The 21,747-nt window shown below is 38.6% G+C and carries 22 protein-coding genes; 15 read left to right on the top strand and 7 right to left on the bottom strand.

The features are described from left to right. Nucleotide 1: 1 nt before the first annotated feature. The gene (locus QF042_RS01940) at nucleotides 2-793 is read right to left on the bottom strand and encodes a hypothetical protein (RefSeq protein ID WP_307524802.1); all 792 of its coding nucleotides are present in this window, start codon (nucleotides 791-793) and stop codon (nucleotides 2-4) included. Continuing rightward, nucleotides 738-1,151 carry a hypothetical protein gene (locus QF042_RS01935; protein WP_307524800.1) on the bottom strand — a complete coding sequence of 138 codons (414 nt, stop codon included), beginning with the start codon at nucleotides 1,149-1,151 and terminating at the stop codon, nucleotides 738-740. The genes QF042_RS01940 and QF042_RS01935 overlap by 56 nt, the downstream gene beginning before the upstream one ends. A gap of 575 nt (nucleotides 1,152-1,726) precedes the next feature. Here QF042_RS01935 and ruvX point away from each other — a divergent pair. From ruvX to QF042_RS01900, 7 genes are all read left to right on the top strand, one after another. Then, nucleotides 1,727-2,143: a Holliday junction resolvase RuvX gene (gene ruvX / locus QF042_RS01930; RefSeq protein ID WP_025141594.1), complete on the top strand. Its 417-nt coding sequence runs from the start codon at nucleotides 1,727-1,729 to the stop codon at nucleotides 2,141-2,143. Between the two features lie 7 nt (nucleotides 2,144-2,150). Then, complete coding sequence (locus tag QF042_RS01925) at nucleotides 2,151-2,789, top strand: O-methyltransferase (RefSeq protein WP_307524796.1); 639 nt, start codon at nucleotides 2,151-2,153, stop codon at nucleotides 2,787-2,789. A gap of 78 nt (nucleotides 2,790-2,867) precedes the next feature. After that, a complete protein-coding gene (locus QF042_RS01920; RefSeq protein ID WP_307524794.1) occupies nucleotides 2,868-3,545 on the top strand; it encodes a glucosaminidase domain-containing protein in 678 nt (225 codons plus the stop codon). Between the two features lie 187 nt (nucleotides 3,546-3,732). Further along, nucleotides 3,733-4,575, top strand: a complete 843-nt coding sequence (locus QF042_RS01915; protein ID WP_307524791.1) for a glucosaminidase domain-containing protein — start codon at nucleotides 3,733-3,735, stop codon at nucleotides 4,573-4,575. A gap of 48 nt (nucleotides 4,576-4,623) precedes the next feature. Further along, nucleotides 4,624-5,376, top strand: a complete 753-nt coding sequence (locus tag QF042_RS01910) for a hypothetical protein (RefSeq protein ID WP_307524789.1) — start codon at nucleotides 4,624-4,626, stop codon at nucleotides 5,374-5,376. Then, entirely contained in the window at nucleotides 5,373-5,696 is a 324-nt protein-coding gene (locus tag QF042_RS01905) for a hypothetical protein (protein WP_307524787.1), read from the top strand. The genes QF042_RS01910 and QF042_RS01905 overlap by 4 nt, the downstream gene beginning before the upstream one ends. A 94-nt stretch (nucleotides 5,697-5,790) precedes the next feature. Continuing rightward, the gene (locus QF042_RS01900; RefSeq protein ID WP_307524784.1) at nucleotides 5,791-6,795 is read left to right on the top strand and encodes a DUF3078 domain-containing protein; all 1,005 of its coding nucleotides are present in this window, start codon (nucleotides 5,791-5,793) and stop codon (nucleotides 6,793-6,795) included. A gap of 1 nt (nucleotide 6,796) precedes the next feature. Here QF042_RS01900 and QF042_RS01895 read toward each other — a convergent pair whose 3' ends face one another. Continuing rightward, nucleotides 6,797-7,528 carry a hypothetical protein gene (locus tag QF042_RS01895; RefSeq protein WP_307524782.1) on the bottom strand — a complete coding sequence of 244 codons (732 nt, stop codon included), beginning with the start codon at nucleotides 7,526-7,528 and terminating at the stop codon, nucleotides 6,797-6,799. 231 nt (nucleotides 7,529-7,759) lie between these two features. Between QF042_RS01895 and QF042_RS01890 the strand changes: the two genes are divergently transcribed. After that, on the top strand, nucleotides 7,760-8,611 hold the full coding sequence (locus QF042_RS01890; protein ID WP_307524780.1) for a helix-turn-helix transcriptional regulator: 852 nt from the start codon (nucleotides 7,760-7,762) through the stop codon (nucleotides 8,609-8,611). 89 nt (nucleotides 8,612-8,700) lie between these two features. Here QF042_RS01890 and QF042_RS01885 read toward each other — a convergent pair whose 3' ends face one another. After that, nucleotides 8,701-11,151 (bottom strand): DUF5916 domain-containing protein, encoded by a 2,451-nt coding sequence (locus tag QF042_RS01885; protein WP_307524778.1) that lies wholly within the window; start codon nucleotides 11,149-11,151, stop codon nucleotides 8,701-8,703. A 191-nt stretch (nucleotides 11,152-11,342) separates the two neighbouring features. Here QF042_RS01885 and ffh point away from each other — a divergent pair, with 191 nt between their 5' ends. The 5 genes from ffh to QF042_RS01860 all read left to right on the top strand — a co-directional run bounded on the left by ffh (nucleotide 11,343) and on the right by QF042_RS01860 (nucleotide 16,734). Next, nucleotides 11,343-12,680 carry a signal recognition particle protein gene (gene ffh / locus QF042_RS01880; protein ID WP_307524776.1) on the top strand — a complete coding sequence of 446 codons (1,338 nt, stop codon included), beginning with the start codon at nucleotides 11,343-11,345 and terminating at the stop codon, nucleotides 12,678-12,680. Nucleotides 12,681-13,063: 383 nt separating this feature from the next. After that, on the top strand, nucleotides 13,064-14,602 hold the full coding sequence (locus QF042_RS01875) for a YifB family Mg chelatase-like AAA ATPase (protein ID WP_307524773.1): 1,539 nt from the start codon (nucleotides 13,064-13,066) through the stop codon (nucleotides 14,600-14,602). Between the two features lie 79 nt (nucleotides 14,603-14,681). Continuing rightward, entirely contained in the window at nucleotides 14,682-15,407 is a 726-nt protein-coding gene (locus QF042_RS01870; protein WP_307524771.1) for a hypothetical protein, read from the top strand. Between the two features lie 54 nt (nucleotides 15,408-15,461). Beyond that, a complete protein-coding gene (locus tag QF042_RS01865) occupies nucleotides 15,462-16,079 on the top strand; it encodes a hypothetical protein (protein WP_307524769.1) in 618 nt (205 codons plus the stop codon). A 283-nt stretch (nucleotides 16,080-16,362) separates the two neighbouring features. Continuing rightward, nucleotides 16,363-16,734 (top strand): hypothetical protein, encoded by a 372-nt coding sequence (locus QF042_RS01860; RefSeq protein ID WP_307524767.1) that lies wholly within the window; start codon nucleotides 16,363-16,365, stop codon nucleotides 16,732-16,734. Nucleotides 16,735-16,789: 55 nt separating this feature from the next. Here QF042_RS01860 and QF042_RS01855 read toward each other — a convergent pair whose 3' ends face one another. Beyond that, nucleotides 16,790-17,044: a hypothetical protein gene (locus QF042_RS01855; protein WP_307524765.1), complete on the bottom strand. Its 255-nt coding sequence runs from the start codon at nucleotides 17,042-17,044 to the stop codon at nucleotides 16,790-16,792. 94 nt (nucleotides 17,045-17,138) lie between these two features. On the opposite strand from QF042_RS01855, the gene QF042_RS01850 reads away from it, so the two are divergent. Together QF042_RS01850 and QF042_RS01845 are read left to right on the top strand one after the other, a co-directional pair. After that, on the top strand, nucleotides 17,139-17,489 hold the full coding sequence (locus QF042_RS01850; protein ID WP_307524763.1) for a hypothetical protein: 351 nt from the start codon (nucleotides 17,139-17,141) through the stop codon (nucleotides 17,487-17,489). 82 nt (nucleotides 17,490-17,571) lie between these two features. Next, nucleotides 17,572-18,954 (top strand): MBL fold metallo-hydrolase RNA specificity domain-containing protein, encoded by a 1,383-nt coding sequence (locus tag QF042_RS01845; protein WP_307524761.1) that lies wholly within the window; start codon nucleotides 17,572-17,574, stop codon nucleotides 18,952-18,954. A 244-nt stretch (nucleotides 18,955-19,198) separates the two neighbouring features. Here the strand turns inward: QF042_RS01845 and QF042_RS01840 are convergent, their stop codons facing one another. Together QF042_RS01840 and proB are read right to left on the bottom strand one after the other, a co-directional pair. After that, complete coding sequence (locus tag QF042_RS01840) at nucleotides 19,199-20,446, bottom strand: glutamate-5-semialdehyde dehydrogenase (protein ID WP_307524759.1); 1,248 nt, start codon at nucleotides 20,444-20,446, stop codon at nucleotides 19,199-19,201. 127 nt (nucleotides 20,447-20,573) lie between these two features. Then, a complete protein-coding gene (gene proB, locus QF042_RS01835; protein WP_307524757.1) occupies nucleotides 20,574-21,653 on the bottom strand; it encodes a glutamate 5-kinase in 1,080 nt (359 codons plus the stop codon). Nucleotides 21,654-21,747 lie beyond the last annotated feature (94 nt).

Raw genomic sequence — 21,747 nt, 5'->3', positions numbered from 1 at the left:
ATTAATTGTATATATATTGAGTCCCCGCAGGGAGCGTTTTAAACTTGATAATTTTTACCAATTGTAAAGATACATCTAAAAACAGAATTTTTGGGTTTGCGTTTCTTTCAATGTGGTAATGTGCCTTTTCCAGTTCGCCAATTATGGCCTCTGCCATAGGCAAGGTAAGTACATGTGTGCTGAGTTTTTTTGCAGTTTCGAAGGTTAGCGGGGGTAATTTCACCAATTCTTCAGCTCCGCTTAAAATTAAACAGCATTCGCGTAAATAATTTACGCCATATTTTAAAAAATTCTTCTGGTTTTCTCTTCCCCACTTCGCGGCTTCATCTGTAAACTCGATGAGATCGGGAACTTTGTTACCGAAACCCATCCTTAACCAGGCCGTAAATGTACCCGAACTGTCGCTTTGCGTATCTGCTGCCAGGGCTTTTGCCTCAATTAAATTTCCATCAGCCAAAAATGAATAATCGATGGCCTGATGCTCCGTTAATCCACTTGCATTTAATAAAAATCCGGTTACCTCTTCTGATGAAAGCTTTGGAATTTTCACAATTTGCGTTCTGGATAAAATGGTAGTCAAAATCTGATCCTGACTTTGTGCGATTAAAATAAATAAAGTATTTGCAGGTGGCTCTTCAATTAATTTCAACAAAGCATTTCCAGCCTTATCCAAATATTCGGGCAGCCACATAATTAAAACCTTCGTTTCGGCTTCGAAGGCTTTATAACTTAGTTTTTTAAATAATATCGTGGCATTCGGCAATGTTAATATTGGCTTGTTTATTGGCTGCATCGAGTTTGGAACGCCAGATATCCATATCGAAATAAGGATCCTGCATTAACATGGCCCGCCATTCTTCCAATACATCTACAGCGGTTTTTACACTTGCCGAGGCAAAAAAAGGATAGGAGAAATGCAGGTCGGGATGAATTAAACGTTCGTATTTTCTACAACTCGAACATTCGCCGCAACTATCATTTTCGCTTTTATTAAGGCAATTAATGTATTGTGCATAGGCAATAGCAAGCGGTACAGCACCAGAACCAGCAGGCGACAAAAATAGTTGCGCATGGCTAATTCGGTTTTCTTTAACCGTTTGCACCAATTGTTGCTTCACTCTTTCCTGTCCGATGATTTCTTTAAACTGCATTTGGTGCAAAATAAGAAATAGATATGAGATTCACACATTCGACATCATGATCTTACTTTTTAAACACACATTTAACATTAATAGATCCCTAAGCCATGGAGTTTAGACTGGCAGAGTCTCATTAGTCCTGCGGTTAATTTATGTGTTTATACATTTTGAAAAGCAAAGCATCGTGCGTTTCGGTTCCGAAAGTCCTGCTATCGCTTCAAGTCCTCGCTACGCTGTGGGCTTTACGCTTTATCAGGTTTAGTTAACTAAGTCAGTAATTCTTCGGAAATATCAAATAGTACGCCTGCAGCTTCACCCAATCCATACCGGCCTGCGTTAATTAAACCTGATGGAAGCGGCAGCCCCGAAGCATGAGAGCTAAAGCATACAGCAGGACTGGACATACCTAAGTACTACAGGTTTTGCTTTCCAAAAAATGAACAAATCATTTTTTTTAGCCAATAACGTATACGTTACCAACGCATTACCTCTTAGATTTACCGATTATTCCAAAAACCTTACCTTTGGGCTTTTTAAAAATTTAAAAATGGGCCAACGCTTTGCGCCAGGCGCCCAACGCTTAACTTATGGCACGGATCCTCGCATTTGATTACGGAACAAAACGCATCGGCATTGCGGTAACCGATCCTTTGCAGATTATTGCAACAGGGCTGGACACAGTGCACCCAAAAGACGTGATTGAATATGTTAAAAAATACATGCTTACCGAGCAGGTTGAGGCTTTTGTGCTTGGCGACCCAAAACAAATGGATGGTTCTCCGTCTGATTCGGCACAACACGTAAAGGGTTTTGCTACATTGTTAAAAAAATCATTTCCTGATATCCCAAGGCACTGGGTCGACGAGCGTTTTACCTCTAAACTCGCCCATCAGGCCATTATGCAAAGTGGCCTAAAAAAAATGGACAGAAGAGATAAAGATCGGGTTGATACCATTGCCGCAACCATCATTTTACAATATTTTATGGAAAGTAACCGTTTATAACCAACAAATGAGCCTAATAAACGACGATTTACAAGATTTACTAATTGCCTATTGCGAACCTGAAAGCGAACTGCTTCAACAGATAGATCGCGAGACCAACCTTAAAGTTTTAATGCCCCGTATGTTATCTGGCCACTATCAGGGCCGGGTTTTGAGCATGCTCAGCAAAATGATTTCCCCTAAAAGGATTTTAGAAATCGGCACTTTTACCGGTTATGCCACTTTATGCCTTGCTGAAGGCTTAACAAAAGATGGTCTACTGTATACGCTGGATATTAATGAGGAATTGGAAGATATGGTTCGCCGTAACTTTGCCCAATCTGCATTTAACAATCAGATCAACTACATCTTAGGTGATGCCACCACCACAATAGCGGGTTTAGACGAAGTTTTCGACATTGTTTTTATAGATGCAGATAAGAAAAACAATGGCACCTATTACGATCTCATTTTTGATCGCGTTCGCCCAGGTGGGATTATCATTGTGGATAATGTACTATGGGGTGGAAAAGTACTTCAGGAGAAACAGGATAAAGACACCAGAAATATTACTAGTTTTAATGATAAAATAGCTGCAGATGAACGGGTTGAGAAATTGATATTACCTGTTCGCGATGGTTTGTTTGTGATTAGGAAGAAAGCTTAACATATAGTGGTTAATCGGTTAATTATTTTAATCGGTTAATCGTGCATTTAACCCATTAAACAATTTGTACAGTTAACCATGACTAAGAAAATCTTTACTTTTTGTCTGCTCCTTTTAACGGGAATTGTTACAAAAGCACAAGACACAGAAGAATATATTGCGGAGCATTTAGAATATGCACAGGGTTTAATGCACGACCATAAAATCCCAGCCAGTATTATCCTGGCTGTTGCCATCCATGAATCGGGCTCAGGAAACAGTAGAATTGCACAGCACCTTAACAATCATTTTGGGGTAAAAGGTTCGAATAACAATACCGAAATCCATTCATCCTATCGCGATTATTTAAATGCAGATGAATCTTATAGTCATTTTGTAGAAATTATGGAAACCCGCCAGCCTTTTAATAATCTTTTTGAAAAATACGGTCAATACGATTACAAAGGCTGGGCTTACGGCATCCGCCGCTGTGGTTATGCCAGCAGTAGAAGCTGGGCCAGCCAGGTAATTGGGTTAATTAAAAAATATGAACTCTATCAATACGACGAGCGGCCAGAGGGGTATGAAGAGCCCGTGTATGCAGCACCAGTTCGCCACCGCACAAAAAGCAGAAGAACAACAAAAACTTATACCATAAAATCTGGAGATAACCTGAGTATAATTGCCAAAAAGAAAGGTACCACCGTTAAGGCCCTCATGCAAAAAAACGGTATAAAAAAAGCTACCTTAAAACCAGGACAGAAGTTGAAGTTTTGAGTTAGGAGCTTGGGGTTGAGAGTTTCAAGCTAAGAGTCCTAAGTTCAAAGTCGAATTTTACAACTAACCTTATCTGGTTTGCAATTTTTAATTCACAGCTAACCAATTAACCGATTTAAACAATTAACCCATATCCAGTTTGCAATTTTCAGTTCACAGTTAACCAATTAACCCCATATATCCACCAATGCGTTCATACAATCATTATATTCTATTAGCGGCAATTCTTGTTATTTTTAGCTCGTGCTGTTCGCGGAAATTTTCTAAAAACAACAAACAGATCGAAAAAGCAGCCAACAAAGCCAATAACAATTCGTACAAAAGCTACAATACCTTAAGTTATATTGATGAGTTTAAAGGCGTAGCGGTAGAAGAGATGAATGCAAACGGTATCCCTGCAAGTATTACTTTGGCGCAGGGAATTTTAGAATCGGGTAGTGGAAACAGTGATCTGGCTAAATACGCAAACAACCACTTTGGCATCAAATGCACATCAGATTGGAAAGGAAAAAATTATTTCCGCGATGACGACCAGAAAAACGATTGCTTTAGGGTGTATAAAGATGCCCGCGAATCTTTTAGAGATCATTCTGAATTTTTAAAACGCAAGCGTTATAGTTTTCTTTTCCAGCTGGATAAAAACGATTACAAAAGTTGGGCACAGGGATTAAAAACAGCAGGTTATGCAACCAATCCCAAATATCCTGATTTGTTAATCAACACCATCGAAAAATACCAGCTTTACCAATACGATCAATCGGAAAGCGAAAAGCAAAAGATTGCCCGTGAAGATCGTGTTTTTTCAGAGATCAATCAAAATATCCCCCAGGAAAAGGCTAAATTTACACCAGTCGAAACCCCACCTGCAGGCGCTAAACCCATTCTTGCTGATGGCACTTATACCGTTGTTAAAGGAGATACGCTTTATAACATAGCAAAACGTTTTAATTTAACGGTTGATCAGTTAAAAATGCTGAACGAAATGAGTACAGATGCCATTAAACTAGGTCAAATACTTAAGGTTAAATAATGTTAAGTACAAACATAGCCTGCCAGATATTTGTAGTTTTGTAGCTTAATGAAATTTTTTATTCCCTTTATATTTTTTTGTGGCTTCTCTACATGGCTTCATGCACAGAATAAACCTGTGCAGGGAATTGTTATTGATAAAGAAACCAAGCAGCGTTTGGCCAAGGTTTATATCTATAATATCCGCACGGGCGACGGTTTATACAACAATACGAAAGGCGAGTTTAGCACCTTTGCGCTACCAGGCGATACTTTGGTTGCGGCTTTATCAGGCTACGGAGTAGATACTATTGTTTTTAAGGGACAAACTGCCGCATACTTTCAACTCAGATCGCTGGGTATAAGACTGCGCGATGTACTTATTCAACAAAAAAGATTGAGCCCGCAACAGCAATACGAAAAAAACGTTCAGGAATATCGTTACCAAACCATGAAAGGAAGTAGTAAAGATTTATTGAATTTAGGTAATGGAGGTGTTGGTTTAGGGATCGATGCGATCTATAACCTGTTAAGCAAACAAGGAAGAAATGCCCGTCACCTCCAAAAAATCCTGGAAAAAGATTATCGTGAAGATTTGATCGATTATCGTTTCAATGCCAGTCTGGTTAGTCAGGTATTAGGGATAAAAGATGCTGAATTGACCGATTTTATGCAGCAGTATCGCCCTACCTATCAATTTGTATTGGATGCAACAGATTATTCCTTTAATCTTTTCATCCGGAATGCCTATAAAAGCTACCGGTTAAATCCTAAAGCCTTACAATTGCCAACCTTGCCCAAAATAACGATCGATAAGTTGTGAAAGCGCCCATCCTGATCGTTAAAAAACTCCCGGCAGCCGGCATGGCTATATTTCCGTTTATCCTTTTAAAAACGGCAAAGCTTAAAAACGATCCGGAGATTATTAATCACGAGAAAATCCATTTGCGCCAGCAGTTGGAATTACTGGTATTCCCATTTTATATCTTATACCTGCTCAACTATCTGATCAACCTTATCAGATACAAAAAACACGATCTGGCCTATCGGAACATTGTTTTTGAGAAAGAGGCCTACGACTATGAAACTGACCTAAATTATCTAAAAAATGGTAATTGGTATGGTTGGATCAAAAAGATATGAAACTGCCACTTTCACTTTAGCTTCAATTGTCAATCCGACAATCATTTTGTTAAATGCTTTTTATCTATAAAATTTTTCTTTTTCTTTGTAGGTAATGAAGAACTGTTTAGCTGCCATAATCCTGATTCTAAGTTTCTGCTCTACAAAATTATATGCACAGGAAATTGATACTATTCCGATCAATACAAAAGACCTGAATATAAAGTTAAAACGTAGTCCGTTGCCAAGCAGACAAGGGCCATTAAACTTTGAACCTGTAAAAATTAAGCCCTTGGTTGTAAATGCCAAGATTAATTACTGGAAAACAAGGACCAACATCGGCATTAATGTTAATCAGGCCCAATTCAGTAACAACTGGAAAGGTGGGGGTACCAACTCTGTGGCGGTTGGCGGTTTGTTAAACTGGAAGGCAGAATACAACAAAAACAGCTATAGCTATGTAAGTGAGCTTGTTTTGCAATATGGCAAAATCAAAAATAAAGATCAATTACAAAAGAAAACCAACGACCGTATTTTTTGGGATAATAAAGCTTCGTTTCAATTGTCTAAAAGCTGGTATTTTTTCGGATCGGTAAGCTTTGAATCTCAGTTTGATAAAGGTTTTAGATATTACAGAGATGGTAACGGAGACGAGCAACAGGTTTTGATTTCAAAATTTATGGCACCAGGGTATTTAACAGAATCTATCGGTTTTGAATATAAACCTGTTAAATATTTCTCAACCAGGATAGGTACAGGTACAGCCAGGCAGACCTTTGTACTCGACACTGCTGTATACGACAACAAAAACGAGGTTTATGCAGTTGAAAAAGGAAAAAAGTTTAAAAACGAGCTCGCTTTCCAGATTGTGAGTGCTTTTGACAAAGATATTTTCACCAATACAAACTTAAAAGCCCGGTATGCCATGTTCATTCCATACAAGGATTTTAGGGCTAGTAAAATTGATCACAGGTTAGATATTGCTTTAACGGCAAAGATCAACCGTTTTATGAACACCAGTTTAACAGGCGTGTTGCTATTTGATGATGATACAGGTACGAACAAAATACAGGCGAATCAAACATTGGCTCTTGGCTTCGGTTTTACCTTCCCGAGGTAGGTTATCCGCCACCAATTTTACCGATTTCCCAGTAGGACATCGTAACAATCTGCTTAAAGCTTACACCTCTTTGTTTAAGGTATTTTTTGAATTCCTGTACCGATTTGGCCCTGCCAGTTAAATAAAACGTGGCATTTTGCCACATTTCCCAGCACATCGGGTGCATGTTTTCCATCCAGTTGATGGCATTTTTAGCCGGAGTATCCACATCAGAAGGTACCACATCGATCAACAAATTTAGTTGTTCAACAGCGCAGAGGTTTTCTTCCTGTAGCTCTAAAATGCCAAAATATTCCACATCCTCGTCTACCACTTTTTTCCCTAGCGATTCATACAAACCCAGGCTGGTTTCATCACCAAAAAAGAAATGCTGATTAGATTCTTCGTTGTATTTTACTTTGGCACGATCTACAATAAGCTTCAAATGATCTCCTTTTTGGATGTTCACCGCTAAGCGATGGCCCGGACCTTGTCTGTTTAGGTAAAATATAACTTCGCAGGTTTCGTGCGCTTCATCAAAGCCAGATAAAGTATAATGCCTGTATTCATTGGCATTAACCCTTAAAAGCACTTCGTTTCCCGGTACAAATTTAGCATCGCAAAAATCTCCTTTAAATGTAATGCACTTTAAGTTGCTGCTTAACATTTTAGTTGCTACAACTTCTACTTGATATATTTTATTGCTGATCACTTTTTCCATCGTGTTGGCCAGCCATGAAGGTAATTTAGGCATCGTATTCTTTTGTTTAGTAACTTTGAACAAAAGTAATTGTCTAACAAACGGATCTTTTATACCAAAAGGATTAAAGTTTATATCAAAAGGATTTTATGGCGTTAAACATTTACGATGGCGACGATAGATATTATATTGTAGGGAACAAAATCGACAATACTGCCCTTAATCAGGCATTGGTAACCGAGCGGAGGGATAAATACAGCTTTCCGTTTTGGCGATGCAGAGATTGTGGAGATCGCTTTTTCGGGTATTTACATTGTTTACGGCGATATGCTGGTGAAAAAGAACCGTCTGCGCATTAAATCTTTTGACGAACCTGATATGGTTGAGCTTCATTTTTCAATCACGGGCGGTGGGATCATGGAAAATTACCTCACTAACAAACGCCTGGATATTAAAGCCAATCAGCACAATATTATCTATAGCCCTGATTTTGATGGGATGGCAGAGTTTACGGTAGGTGGTCCGCATAAATTTTTTGAGGTAAATTTCGAAAGATCACGTTTTGTTGATTTAACCTGCGAGAGCAGTGTACTATTAAAGAATTTTGCCGAAAATATCATGAATAACCGTTCAGTAGAAATTTCCTCAGAAAACCTACCGATCAGTCTGGCGATGCACAGCTGTATCAACGATATTATGAATTGCCATTTTACAGGAGGATTAAAATTGTTGTTCCTTCAATCTAAATGCTTGGAGCTTTTGGCACTACAGGCTCAAGCTTTCGAGATGGCGGCAAAGAAAACAGAAAGTCCAGCCTTTAAATCATATGATAAAGAAAGGATTTATTATGCCAGAGAATATCTGTTGGCCAATGCGAACCATCCGCCATGTTTAACTGAACTGGCCAAAATTGCAGGGATAAACGAGTTTAAGCTTAAACAAGGCTTTAAAGAAGTGTTTAAAAATACCGTTTTTGGCTATTTAAGCGATTACAAACTGATGCGGGCTAAAGAACTCCTGGCCGATAGCAGCAAAAACATTAAACATATTTCAGATGAATTAGGCTATTCTTCTGTACAGCATTTCAGCAGTGCCTTTAGTAAAAAATTCGGCATAAGCCCCGGGAAAGCGAGGTAGGTTAGTTTGGAGTTTTTAGTTGGGAGTTTGGAGTCAAAAGTCCTTAGTCTTGGATGTATATTTTTTCCTAGCTTGGGTTTAAACCCAAGCTAGGAAATGTCCAGACTAAATCTTTCTAAACCTTTTTCCTTTTTTTTCTTGAGGTCCAGATAATCAACATAGTACAATACCTTTACCGAAAGGCTGTTGTTCTGCGGCGCATTTAAAATTCCACTCAGGTTTTTATTGTACCGTTGCGTATAATAGGTATCATTAGTTTCTGCTGCATCCTTGTACGAAACAGAAAGGGTGCTACCCGGCGCAAACTGCCAGGTGTAGATTAAATCGATGTTGAACACATTATAGTTTCTGTCCAGTCCGTTTAAAGGCGCTCCAACATAATCGGTTAAATTCCCATCCGGTTTAAGCAAGAAAAATTCTTTATTTCTCCTGTCGCTCCAATAATGCCTCAATACTACAGTCAAACCCATTAAATTAGTAAAGGTATATTTGGCATCAAAGGAGTTTTCTACGGTTCTACGGTCGTATTTAGAAAAAATAGCTTGATCACCCTGTGCGGTTACCCAGTTTACATAATTGTAATTTGGGTTAAAATTCAAATCTAAACCAAAGGCGATTTTATCATTTATCCTCAGGTTCTGGAAAAAGTAAAAGTTGTACTCTTTTCCCTTAAAAAGCTCTTGTTCTCTGTAGCGGATGTTTCCGCCAAAATTATACGCTTTTGCACGGTTAGGGTTAATGTATAAAACTGCACTATAACTTTCGGGAGCCTTATATACCTGCCCGTTTCTCGATTCGTAGAAATCGTTTTTTGCCGCGGTATAAATACCATTTACTTCTGCCGACCAAAGATTTTTGAATTGGACGTAAGGTCCGCCTTCTACAGAAAACGTTTGAAAGCTACCCGGCATAGCTCTCCGCGAGTATAAAATATTAAGGTAGCTTAGTAATTGATTGTACCAACTGCTTGGTTTATAAATATTGTAATGGAAATCCGCCACCTGATCTAAAAAATTGTTATTGGTAAAAAAGCCTAAATCAGAAGGGTCGAATTTGTGATCAGCGTATTGCTGCGAATAGCTCCAGAGAAAATTACCACTCTGTTTACCAAATTTAAGCCCATAACTATATCCGGTACTGGTTTCTTTGCCCCGTAAATAGCTCATTTTACCTGCACCGTTTACAAAATATTTATTGCCTTTATTGTTCAGGTTAAACAGTAAAGCAGTTACATTGGCATCGTAAGCAGAGCCTTGCCTCAGCACATTTGTATTGATAAACGTAGCCGAACTGTTATTTTTTAAAGATTGATCGAAAACCAGAATATTATAGTTGGTAAGCGGTTGGGTTTCTACCTCACGAAGGTTGCCCTGTACATCTTCAACTTCGGTCTGCATGCTATTCGTAACTGCGTTAAAAATGCCTATACCCAAACCTTTTGCCGTTCGTCCTGAAATTTTTGTGGCGTTGAGCACCTTAGCCTCGGTTTGATCTTTTATAATTTTATCACTGCTGCCCACCTCACTGTAATTGTAATAAGATGGTATAGAGCCGATCCGCTTCGAATAAAACAGATCGCCTTTGTTAAACAGTTCTGTTCCTTCCGTAAAAAACTGTCGGTTTTCATTAAATTTCACTTCAAAAGGAGTGAGGTTTAAGATCCGGTTATCAGATTGTACCTGCCCAAAATCGGGTACTAAGGTCATATCCAGTGTGAAACTGTTGTTGATTCCATATTTAACATCCATACCCCCATTAAACCGCGAGGTTGTGTTTTTTACCCCGGGCAAATTAACCGGATAATGGTTTACATAGGCCGAAATATATGGCGAAAAAGATAATCTTAACGGAGGTTTAACATCTTTTATTCCCATCCACAACCCTTCCTGATTGATAAAACCATTTACTTTAGGATCTACAAAATTCCAAAAGGTCTGTGTGTTGCTCCGCTGTATCCTGCGGCTAAAGTTTAAACCCCAGTTCTGGATATCCTTACTAGAGAAACGCAGGGCCGAGTAAGGAATTCTCATTTCACATGTCCAGCCTTTATCATCAATTTTAACGGCACTTTCCCATACCGCATTCCAGTTGGCGTCTTCATCACCAACCTGCGAATATTTTGCATCAAACTGAACACCTGCAGCCGTAACGAAAAAGCCATTTCCATTCATCTTATCATAAAAGGGGTCTACAATAATTGAAATGAAATCGGCATTGCCAATATTATCCCTCGAAACCAATTCATGAGAAACACTGTCAGGGTGATCGTACATTCGGGCATAAACATATATCGCAACATCATCGTAAAGCACCTTCATTTCGGTGCGCCGATCTTGAGCTTCTACCTTTCCCGGATTTGGCCTGATCTGAATAAAATCAGTAGCTAGAGGAACATTATTCCAACATTCATCATCTAAAATACCATCTATTTTAGGGCTTAGCAAGGTTCTTTTTGCTTCCAGCTGACGCTGTTTCGAAATATCCTGGGCTTGAGAAAAAGCACAAATAAGTATAAAAAAAAGGAGGATGCAGCGTTTCATTCGTTTAGGTTAGTTAGCTATAAGACCACGCCTTAATCAAAATGTTGCACCAAAAGAAATTTAATATTCATCTTCCTAAAGTTTTGACTTTGAGTTGCAAAGATTTACAAGCAAAATTTGATACATTTGCCTTTTATTAAAAACAAGTAGCTTTTTGCCTTCTGGCATGAAGCCTTTAGCTTAAAAAAAAGATGTTTGATAATTTACAGGACAAGCTAGACAGAGCATTTAAAGTACTAAAAGGACAAGGCAGCATTACGGAAATCAACGTGGCAGAAACCATGAAAGAGATCCGTAAAGCATTATTAGATGCCGATGTTAACTATAAAACAGCAAAAGCATTTACCGATGATGTGAGGCAAAAAGCGTTGGGGCAAAACGTGCTTACTGCCGTTTCTCCAGGTCAATTGCTTACCAAAATAATGAACGATGAACTTGCAGCCTTAATGGGTGGTGAAGTTACAGAGTTAGATACTAAAGCAAACCCTACTATTATTTTAATTGCAGGTTTAAACGGTGCGGGTAAAACTACTTTTGCAGGCAAACTGGCTTTACATTTAAAAGGTAAGGGTAAAAAACCATTGTTGGTTGCTGGCGATATGTACCGCCCGGCGGCTGTAGATCAATTGGAGGTTTTAGGAACCTCGGTTGGTGTTTCGGTTTATGCAAACCGCGCATCAAACGATCCTGTTGGCATTGCTTTAGAAGGTATTGCACACGGTAAAGAAAATGGAAATAACGTAATCATTATCGATACCGCAGGTCGCTTAGCGATCGACGAATCTTTAATGAACGAAATATCTGAAGTCAAAGCCAAAACACAGCCGCACGAAATTTTATTCGTGGTGGATTCGATGACTGGTCAGGATGCGGTAAATACAGCCAAAATATTTAACGACAGGCTTGATTTTACAGGCGTTGTTTTAACTAAATTAGATGGCGATACCCGCGGTGGGGCAGCACTTTCCATTAAATCGGTGGTAAACAAGCCTATTAAATTTATCGGTACCGGCGAGAAAATGGAAGCACTTGATGTTTTCTATCCTGATCGTATGGCATCGCGTATCTTGGGCATGGGTGATGTGGTTTCGCTTGTTGAACGTGCACAGATGCAGTTTGATGAGAAAGAGGCAGCAGAACTTCAGAAGAAAATCCGCAAGAATAAATTCGATTTCAACGATTTCTACAACCAGATTCAGCAGATCAAGAAAATGGGTAACATGAAAGATCTGATGGGCATGATTCCTGGTGTAGGCAAAATGATGAAGAATGTGGATATCCAGGACGATGCTTTTAAATCAATCGAAGCGATTATCAATTCGATGACCCCATTTGAAAAAGAAAACCCGGATAGCATCCAGCAAAGCCGCCGTTTACGTATTGCAAAAGGATCGGGCAGCAAGGTAGAAGAAGTTACTAAGCTGATTAAGCAATTTGAAGATATGCGTAAAATGATGAAGCAGTTTTCGAACCCGGCAGCCGCAGCAGCTATGATGAAAGGTATGCCTAAAATGCCATTTGGCAGATAGTTTAGAAGGTTTAAGGTAGAGGGTTTAGGGCGTAAGGTCTTATTTACGTGAGAAAATACAAATCCTGATCGCAACTTGCAGCGTCATGCTGAACTTGTTTCAGTATCTTTAAAATGATATAAATCCCGATCGGTAATGGTTGGGATTTTTTGTTTTATAGGTTTTGGAAATGGGCGCTTAGTATTCCATAGGGGGTTTCAGCCCTGCTTTCCCTGCTGCCGATAGAAGGAATCGGCATTCGTCCAATCAGGTTTATTAACAGCGTTAGTGAAACCAACTCGCTTATCAATACTAAAACTTGATCTTTGTTTAAACAATCTGTATATTAGAATCAATATTCATCCCGAATAATTTACATCCGAATTTATTTTTAATTAAAATTAATGCTTGTAAAAACATACGGGAGTGCTGTTTATGGCGTAAATGCACTAACCATAACAATCGAAGTGAATATTAGCGCGGGTACCAAATACTATATGGTAGGCCTGCCCGATAATGCGGTAAAAGAAAGTTTGCAAAGGGTGGCTAGTGCCATTAATGTCTCAGGTTTTCGCATGCCCAAGCAAAAAATCGTGGTAAACCTGGCACCTGCCGACATGAAAAAAGAAGGTTCATCCTACGATCTGCCCATTGCCATCGGCATTTTAGCAGCATCAGGGCAAATTCCTGCAGACGAACTGGAAGATTATTTCATCATGGGCGAACTTTCTTTAGATGGAAGTATACAGCCCATAAAAGGCGCTTTACCAATTGCCATACAAGCACAACAAGAAGGTTTTAAAGGATTTATCTTACCCAAACAAAACGTTCGCGAAGCAGCCATTGTAAACGATTTAGTTGCATATGGGGTAGAAAACCTGGCTCAGGTGCTTGCTTTTTTCAATAAAAGTGAAACACTGGAACCGGTTAAAGTGGATACTAAAGAAGAATTTTTAAAGAACATCAATAATTATGAGCACGATTTTGCAGATGTTAAAGGTCAGGAAAATATAAAAAGAGCACTGGAAATTGCTGCAGCTGGTGGTCATAATGTTATTTTAATCGGTCCGCCAGGAGCAGGCAAAACTATGCTGGCCAAGCGCCTGCCCACTATTTTACCACCCTTAAATTTAAATGAAGCTTTAGAAACCACAAAAATCCACTCGGTTGCCGGAAAACTCTCAGCAGCCGATGCATTAATGACTATCCGTCCCTACCGCTCTCCACACCACACCATTAGCGATGTAGCCCTGGTAGGTGGCGGGATGAATCCACAACCTGGAGAAATATCACTGGCGCATAATGGCGTTTTATTTTTAGATGAACTGCCCGAATTTAAACGAACTGTTTTAGAGGTAATGCGCCAACCTTTAGAAGACCGTAAAGTGGCCATTTCAAGGGCCAGGTTTTCGGTAGAATATCCAGCCAGCTTTATGTTGGTGGCCTCAATGAATCCATGCCCGTGTGGTTTTTATAATCACCCGGAGAAAGATTGTGTTTGTGCACCTGGTGTGGTTCAAAAATACCTGAGTAAAATATCAGGACCGCTTTTAGATCGGATTGATCTTCATGTAGAAGTTACCCCTGTTGATTTTACCGAACTTGCCTCTTCGCAGGAAGCAGAAAAAAGCAACCACATCAGGGCACGTGTCATTCAGGCCCGGGAAATTCAGGATAAACGTTTTGCAGATAAAAAGGAGATATACTGCAACGCGCAGATGAGCCCTAAAATGGTTCGAAAAGTATGTGAAATTAGTGAGGCTGGCACCGGCCTTTTAAAAACAGCGATGGAAAGATTAGGATTATCTGCACGTGCTTACGATAGGATTTTGAAAGTAGCACGTACCATTGCCGATTTAGCTGGCAGTGAAAATATAGAGCTCGAACATTTAGCAGAATCGATTAATTACAGGAGTTTGGATAGAGAGGGTTGGGCAGGGTAAATCATTTACTAAAAGAAGCGGTTTAATTTATTTGTTATCTTGATAAAGATTAAGTTTATTGGTTAGCAAATACCCATATATGAAAAAATTTATCTTCTTGTTTTTAGGCTCATTCATAATTTCTGTTCAGTTATTTGCCCAAAGCGATCATCCGAAAATCCCCGAAAAAGGCATAAACACCAATGCTTTTATTCCGAAAGGATGGAAAATGATTTATCAGGCCAAAGGTGATTTAAATAAAGATAATTTACCTGATGAAGCGATCATTATCCAGAACACCAATCCAAAAAATATCATCAAAAACGATCGTATGGGCGGAGACAAACTGAATGTAAACCCCCGTATGCTTTTGGTACTTTTTAAAACGTCCGGCAAATACAGTTTACAGGCTCAAAACAATAAATTTATCCCAACTGAAAATGATACAGTTAGCACTTGCCTCGCCGATCCTTTACAAGAAACCGGAGCCATCAGCATAAAAAACGGAGTCCTTACTTTAAGTTATCAATATTGGTTGAGCTGTGGTTCTTACGAAGTAAGCAATCTTGATTATACCTTCAGGTTCCAAAACCAGAAAATGGAACTGATTGGCTTTCACATAGGGAGCTATAGCCGTTCTTCGGGAGAGGAAACCATTACCAGCCTCAATTTCTCTACACGTAAAAAAAGTGAAACTTCTGGCGGCAACATGTTTAGCGACAAAAGCAATAAACCGAAAACCGTATGGAAGAAATTTAATTGGGGCAGATTGTTTACACTTGATGAAATGGCAGAAGAACTTGCTAATAAAATTTCAGAAATCTAAGCATTTTAAAAAAATCAACCAATCATTTTTGATGGTTAGTACAAACTTCTAAACATGAATAGAATATCGTTTTTATGTCTTACCTTCATTACCAGCCATACGTTTGCGCAAAAAATATTCCATCAAGCTCATGCAAAAGGTACGTGGCAATATGTTTATCCATTTAAAAACAAAAGTTATGTACTGGCCATACAGCACCTCATAACGAACAGAGCTCCTGTTGAGGAACTCGGCAATGCCAATATTTATTTCGGTAAAAGCGGGCCAAAAACCGACGAAATTTTCTGGAAAGAAAATATCGAAATGCGCCAGATCGCGAACAATATTAGCTACGAAGATTATAACAGTGATGGAGTAAAAGATCTCTTAATTTTCAAAGATACCGGAGCAAGAGGGGGAAATTCGTTTTACAACCTTTATCTCATTAATCCCAAAAAACACACCTTAACCAAGGTAAAAGATTTCGATAAAATTGTTAACCCCAGCTATAATAAAAAATATAAGGTAATTGTTAGTTATGGCTTAACAGGAACCAATTATTATCAATTGTATAGGCTTGATAAAAACCGCGTACCATATTCAATTGGCGCATCTTTTAATGATACTGAAGATTTAGACCTGGATAAAAAAATCGCCACGATTTTAAAGACAAATCATAACACTAAAAGATAAATTAAATAAATGATGAAGCCAAGTTCTTCCTATTCAATTAAACTGAACAGTTTTATCATTTTATATCTTTAGCTTAAACCTCTAACATAACATTTAGAAGATTTTCATCTTTTGCTCTCTTAAAATCAATCAAACTACTGAATTACAGATATTTAAAATAAAATAATAATTTCATTTTACTTGAATTTAAATACTTATTTAAGTAATGCCGCAATGCTTTGGCACAGTCGTTGTCATAGCCCTGTTACATTTATTACCTATTTAAAATTAAAAAGTGAAAGAGATGAAAAAGACAGTTCAAATTTTCAGCATGCTTTTAATAGCATTAACCGTAATGGTATCGTGTAAAAAAGATACCGATCCAGCAGATCGAGATTTCTTTGTGGGTACTTATTCTGGTACAATTACTTACAATGACGGCTCTAAAAGCATTAGTGATGATGATGGAAAAGTAAGGGTAGTTAAAGCTGGCGATACCTATAACTTTATTTTTGGTACAGGCATTCCTGATATTACAGGAGTAAAATTTCAAGGTTCAGGTGATACCTATATTAGCATTGGCGATGGACTAACTGGTATAAGTGTTAATGCCAGCAAATTAAAAATTGCGGTTAGTAATTCAAAGGGTACTTGGTCAGCAGACTGTACAAGATAAACCCAGTAATTTTAACTTAAAAGGCCCGATTTTAAAAAATCGGGCCTTTTTAATATTATAATTCTTCTTCTTCCTCATCATCTTCTTCAGGCACATATTTTTCAATAGCCTGCCCAATAGCATTTACTTCTTCATCTTCCTCAAAAATCGGAAGTTCGGTTTTATAATCCATTTTCAACCAGATAGATGAAGTATCTTTTTGAATCTGAATGTATTCTTTTCCATCTTTAAAAATGGTATACGAATCATCTCCTTCTGGAAAAACTGAATAATTAATTGGTCCTATTTCTATATCAAAAGGTTCTTGCATGTCGGATATTTTTCTTCAAAGATAAAAAATCTTTTCTTTGGGTTAAGCAAGGTTACAGATAAGACATTCTTATCTTTATGGTATAATTTACATTATGGATTTTTCAAAAGCAGACAACAAAGTTGCCCGAAAGTTATTCGAGGTAGCTTTACAACGGGAACTAAAAAAAGAAATGCAGGCATTTTCCAAAATTTTAGACCAATGGAAAACACAACAACCGGAAGACAACAGAGAAGATTATTATAAAATTTTTACGGCGATAAAAGATTTCGATAAACACATCGCCAGAAGATACGATGGCCTGAGAAATTCGTGGTTTTTTGATACCATTATAGGCATGCTCTTAGACCAAACACTCACACAGTCTGATTTAGAAGATTTTTCTGAGGAGGCTAAAAGTGAAATATTAAGGATACTAAAGTTTAGGCAAGAAGATGAACTATAATTAAAAAATTACGTCTTATTGTTTAAAAATCCCATCAATTATATTACTTTACGAGCAAAGAATTTACCGTACAGATAAGAAGATGAAGTTAACGTTTTGGGGAGCAGCACAGCAGGTAACAGGAAGTATGCACCTGCTCGAAGTGGGGCACTATAAAATACTGATAGATTGCGGATTAGATTATGAGAAGGAAACTTATCAGGAAGAAAACCAACAATTCCCATTCGATCCGGCAAGCATTAACCTCGTAGTTTTAACGCATGCGCATATCGATCATTCCGGTAATTTACCTACACTGGTTCGATTGGGTTTTGAGGGCCAGGTGCTCTGTACACCACCAACAGCCGATTTAACTTCGATATTATTATTCGATTCTGTTGAGCTTTTTTTAAGAAAAGCCAGCCGAAAACCCAGAACCAAACGTGGTAACTTCAGCGGACCAAAACCTTTATATCTGCACAAACATGTGATGGATACAATCGATCGTTTTGTAACCATTGCCTTTAACAAACCTTTTAAGGTTAATGGGGATATTAACCTGACCTTTGTGCCTGTTGGCCACCTACTTGGTGCTGCGGCAGCTATTTTAACCATAAATGATAATGGTATAGAGAAGAAAATTGCTTTTACAGGCGATATCGGCAGAGAGAACTACCCGGTGTTGGTTAATCCAGCGCCGTTGCCTGAGGTTGACTACCTGGTAAGCGAAGCAACTTATGGCGGAAGGATGCACACCAAAGATCAAACCTTAGAGGAAAGATTAGTTCAGGAAATTACGGATGCCTGTATTAAAAGTCCTGGTCGATTGATTATTCCCGCATTTAGTATTGGCCGTACGCAATCGCTGGTATTTGCCTTAAACCAGATTTTCACCAAAAAACTGTTGCCACCCATTCAGATTTTTGTTGATAGCCCTATGGCGATCCAGGCTACAGAGGTTTACCGCAAACACCATAACCTGGTAAATCAGGAAGCGAAAGATTTTTACCAAACCATGGGCGATGAGTTTGAATTTGAGCATCTGGCTTACGTTCAAACGATGAAAGAAAGTAAAGATGTTTCCAATTATTTCGATCCTTGTATTATCATTTCTTCTGCAGGTATGTTAGAGGGCGGGCGGATTCAGGATCACTTATATTATAACATTCAAAACTATTATTGTACCATTCTTTTTATCGGCTACTGCGCCAAAGGAACGCTTGGATATAAGTTACTAAGTGGAGCACCAATTGTGCGCATTAAAGACCGGGAAATGATGGTTTACGCCACGATACACCAAACCGATCTGCTCAGCGGTCATGGAGATCATAACGATTTAGTGAAAACAATTAAACAAACTGGCCAACCCAAAAAAGTTTTCTTGGTTCATGGTGAAGATAAAAGCCTGCAAAGTTTATCACTGGCACTGCAGGAAGATGGCTTTAATGTTGCCGTGCCAGAAAGGGGAGAGGTTTTTGAATTATAATATTATGCTGTCATTCTTCACTGCACTATCAATGACAGATCGCTATAGAAAGGTCGTCATCTCGACTGGAGTGTAACGGAATGGAGAGATCTTTTAAGCAAATTATTGAAATGATATTTAAAAGATTTCTCCACTACGGTCGAAATGACGATACGTCAAGACCGTTTATCTCCTTAAAAATCAACTGTTATTTATATTGATTTTTATACAATAAATTAAGCTTCAGAATTGACAATAAAATCGATCAGTCCCTCACTTGCCCGTCACCCCTAACCACCCATTTATAGCTGGTTAATTCTTCTAAGCCCATCGGGCCACGGGCATGAAGTTTTTGCGTACTAATGCCAATTTCGGCACCAAGGCCAAACTGTGCACCATCTGTAAATCCGGTAGAGGCATTGGCATAAACTGCAGCCGCATCTACTTCATTTAAAAATTGGGCAATGTTAGCGGCATCTTCAGAAATAATGGCTTCACTATGTTTAGAGCTATAATTGGCAATATGGTTCAATGCTTCATCTAAATCAGCTACTACTTTAACGGCTAGCTTTAACGATAAAAACTCTATACCAAAATGTTCAGATTTAGCCTGGTTTAACAGTTGCGCAGGATAAGAAGCCTTTAATACTTCATAACTTTTTTCATCAGCAAATAATTCTACATTACCAGCAGCCAAAGGAGATAAAAGCGCAGATAGATCATTAAGCCGGTTTTGATTAATCAGCACACAATCCAGCGAATTACAAACGCTTACCCTCCTGGTTTTGGCGTTAAAAATAATTGCCTTCCCTTTTTCTAAATCTCCAGATTCGTCAAAATAAGTGTGTACAATTCCGGCTCCGGTTTCAATAACCGGGATTTTACTGTTTTCGCGGACATAACTAATTAACGATTGACTACCTCTTGGGATTAAAACGTCAACAAAACCTCTTGCATTTAATAAAGCTTCAGTTGCAGCTCTTTCGGCTGGCAAAAGTGTTAAAACATCAGTACTGATTCCATGTGAATTTAACACGTTGTGTATCACTTTGGCAATGGCCAGGTTCGAAAACTCAGCATCACTGCCTCCTTTGAGCACAGCAACGTTTCCGGTTTTAAAACAAAGCGAAAATACATCGGCAGTAACATTCGGGCGGGCTTCGTAAATTACACCTACCACACCCAATGGCACGCTCACTTTTTGAATATGGAGTTTGTTCTCCAATGTTTTATCTGAAATAATTTTACCCAACGGACTACTTAAGCCTGCAACATTTATAAGGTCATTCGCAATATCTGCAATACGTGCTGCACTTAGTTTTAGCCTGTCATATTTGGGATCTTCGATGGGCATTTTGGCTAAATCCTTAGCATTTTCAACAAGAATATCGCCTGTATTTGCCACTAAAGCAGTAGCCAGATCGGTTAGCACCACATCAGTTGTTTCTTTGCTTAGGCTAATCATGGTACGACTGGCCTGCCTTGCTTTTTCGAAGTATTGTTTGTAATTCATTTTGTTAATTATTAACCGCAAAGAGCGCTAAGTTTTCGCAGAGAAACGCAAAGCTACTTGCTTTCATTTATTCATATTGCCTCTGCGTTCTTTTGCGTCTTCTCTTTGTGTCCTTTGCGGTAAACCTTTAAATAGCCGAGTAAAAATAATCGTAATGCACCAAAGCTTTTTGCTTCTTCTGGCCAATCCGCTCTCTGGCTTTATCTGATCCGTATTCAGCGATTCCCAACCCAATCAGGTTATCTTTTTCGTCTACGATTTTAATAATATCACCTTTTAAAAAGTCAGTTTGGATTTCGATAATCCCTATGGGCAATAAACTGGTTGCTCTCCCAGAGGTTAATACCGCTTTTGCACCATCATTCAATTTCACAATCCCTGTTGCGGCAGTTTCAGAATGGGCAATCCATTTTTTCTTGCCAGATTTACTTTTTTCGGGAACAAAGCGTGTATGCACCAATTCTTTATTTAATAAAGAAGTCAGCACATCATCTTTCGTTCCGTTGGCAATATGAACGGTTATGCCCAGTTTAGCCACCTTTTGTGCCATGGTCGATTTGGTGATCATCCCGCCGCGGCCAAACTGCGATTTACCCGTTTGGATAAAAGAGGCCAGGTTAGCAACCGAACCATTAATTTCCTCAATAACAGCAGATCCTTCAATTTTCGGATCACCATTGTAGATGCCATTTACATTCGATAAAATAATCAACGCATCGGCATTTAACATCGAGGCAATTAGCCCTGCCAGTTCATCATTATCAGTAAACATCAGCTCGGTAACCGAAACTACATCGTTTTCATTCACTACAGGTATTACCTCGTTCTGAAGCAAAATCTGCAGGCAGTTTTTCATGTTTAAATAATGTGCCCGATCGCGGAAATCTTCTTTCGTAACCAAAACCTGTGCACATTGTATAGCATGTGCTGCAAAGAAATTAGCGTAGGTATTAATCAGCTTTACCTGTCCAATGGCTGCCAATAGTTGTCGGGTAGTTACGGCGTCTTGTTTTTCAGATACCTTGATCAAACTTCTGCCTGATGCTACCGCACCCGAAGAAACCAGAATAACTTCAATACCAAGTTTTTTTATATCCGCCAGTTGATTCACAAGATGTTTAATCCTTGCTTCATCTGGCAAACCATTCGTCTGTGTAATTACATTCGAACCAACTTTAACAACTATTTTTTTGTACCCTAATTTCATTATTATTTTCAAGCAATTTGATGTGGCAATTTACCATCAATTTTTCTAAATCAGATGATTATCTATAGGCATAATGGATTTTTGTTAAAATGGT

Source organism: Pedobacter sp. W3I1, from assembly GCF_030816015.1.
GTDB lineage: Bacteria > Bacteroidota > Bacteroidia > Sphingobacteriales > Sphingobacteriaceae > Pedobacter.
The sequence above is the reverse complement of the archived record's forward strand: the minus strand, read 5'-3'. Positions and strand labels throughout refer to the sequence as shown.

What these genes read in the sequence shown, in the direction of transcription:
- ffh (WP_307524776.1), top strand. Translation starts at nt 11,343, where the DNA reads ATGTTTGATAATTTACAGGACAAGCTAGACAGAGCATTTAAAGTACTA.
- QF042_RS01870 (WP_307524771.1), top strand. Translation starts at nt 14,682, where the DNA reads ATGAAAAAATTTATCTTCTTGTTTTTAGGCTCATTCATAATTTCTGTT.
- QF042_RS01850 (WP_307524763.1), top strand. Translation starts at nt 17,139, where the DNA reads ATGGATTTTTCAAAAGCAGACAACAAAGTTGCCCGAAAGTTATTCGAG.
- QF042_RS01855 (WP_307524765.1), bottom strand. Translation starts at nt 17,044, where the DNA reads ATGCAAGAACCTTTTGATATAGAAATAGGACCAATTAATTATTCAGTT.
- QF042_RS01865 (WP_307524769.1), top strand. Translation starts at nt 15,462, where the DNA reads ATGAATAGAATATCGTTTTTATGTCTTACCTTCATTACCAGCCATACG.
- QF042_RS01895 (WP_307524782.1), bottom strand. Translation starts at nt 7,528, where the DNA reads ATGCCTAAATTACCTTCATGGCTGGCCAACACGATGGAAAAAGTGATC.
- QF042_RS01885 (WP_307524778.1), bottom strand. Translation starts at nt 11,151, where the DNA reads ATGAAACGCTGCATCCTCCTTTTTTTTATACTTATTTGTGCTTTTTCT.
- QF042_RS01940 (WP_307524802.1), bottom strand. Translation starts at nt 793, where the DNA reads ATGCAGCCAATAAACAAGCCAATATTAACATTGCCGAATGCCACGATA.
- proB (WP_307524757.1), bottom strand. Translation starts at nt 21,653, where the DNA reads ATGAAATTAGGGTACAAAAAAATAGTTGTTAAAGTTGGTTCGAATGTA.
- QF042_RS01935 (WP_307524800.1), bottom strand. Translation starts at nt 1,151, where the DNA reads ATGCAGTTTAAAGAAATCATCGGACAGGAAAGAGTGAAGCAACAATTG.
- ruvX (WP_025141594.1), top strand. Translation starts at nt 1,727, where the DNA reads ATGGCACGGATCCTCGCATTTGATTACGGAACAAAACGCATCGGCATT.
- QF042_RS01900 (WP_307524784.1), top strand. Translation starts at nt 5,791, where the DNA reads ATGAAGAACTGTTTAGCTGCCATAATCCTGATTCTAAGTTTCTGCTCT.
- QF042_RS01845 (WP_307524761.1), top strand. Translation starts at nt 17,572, where the DNA reads ATGAAGTTAACGTTTTGGGGAGCAGCACAGCAGGTAACAGGAAGTATG.
- QF042_RS01910 (WP_307524789.1), top strand. Translation starts at nt 4,624, where the DNA reads ATGAAATTTTTTATTCCCTTTATATTTTTTTGTGGCTTCTCTACATGG.
- QF042_RS01925 (WP_307524796.1), top strand. Translation starts at nt 2,151, where the DNA reads ATGAGCCTAATAAACGACGATTTACAAGATTTACTAATTGCCTATTGC.
- QF042_RS01875 (WP_307524773.1), top strand. Translation starts at nt 13,064, where the DNA reads ATGCTTGTAAAAACATACGGGAGTGCTGTTTATGGCGTAAATGCACTA.
- QF042_RS01860 (WP_307524767.1), top strand. Translation starts at nt 16,363, where the DNA reads ATGAAAAAGACAGTTCAAATTTTCAGCATGCTTTTAATAGCATTAACC.
- QF042_RS01920 (WP_307524794.1), top strand. Translation starts at nt 2,868, where the DNA reads ATGACTAAGAAAATCTTTACTTTTTGTCTGCTCCTTTTAACGGGAATT.
- QF042_RS01915 (WP_307524791.1), top strand. Translation starts at nt 3,733, where the DNA reads ATGCGTTCATACAATCATTATATTCTATTAGCGGCAATTCTTGTTATT.
- QF042_RS01840 (WP_307524759.1), bottom strand. Translation starts at nt 20,446, where the DNA reads ATGAATTACAAACAATACTTCGAAAAAGCAAGGCAGGCCAGTCGTACC.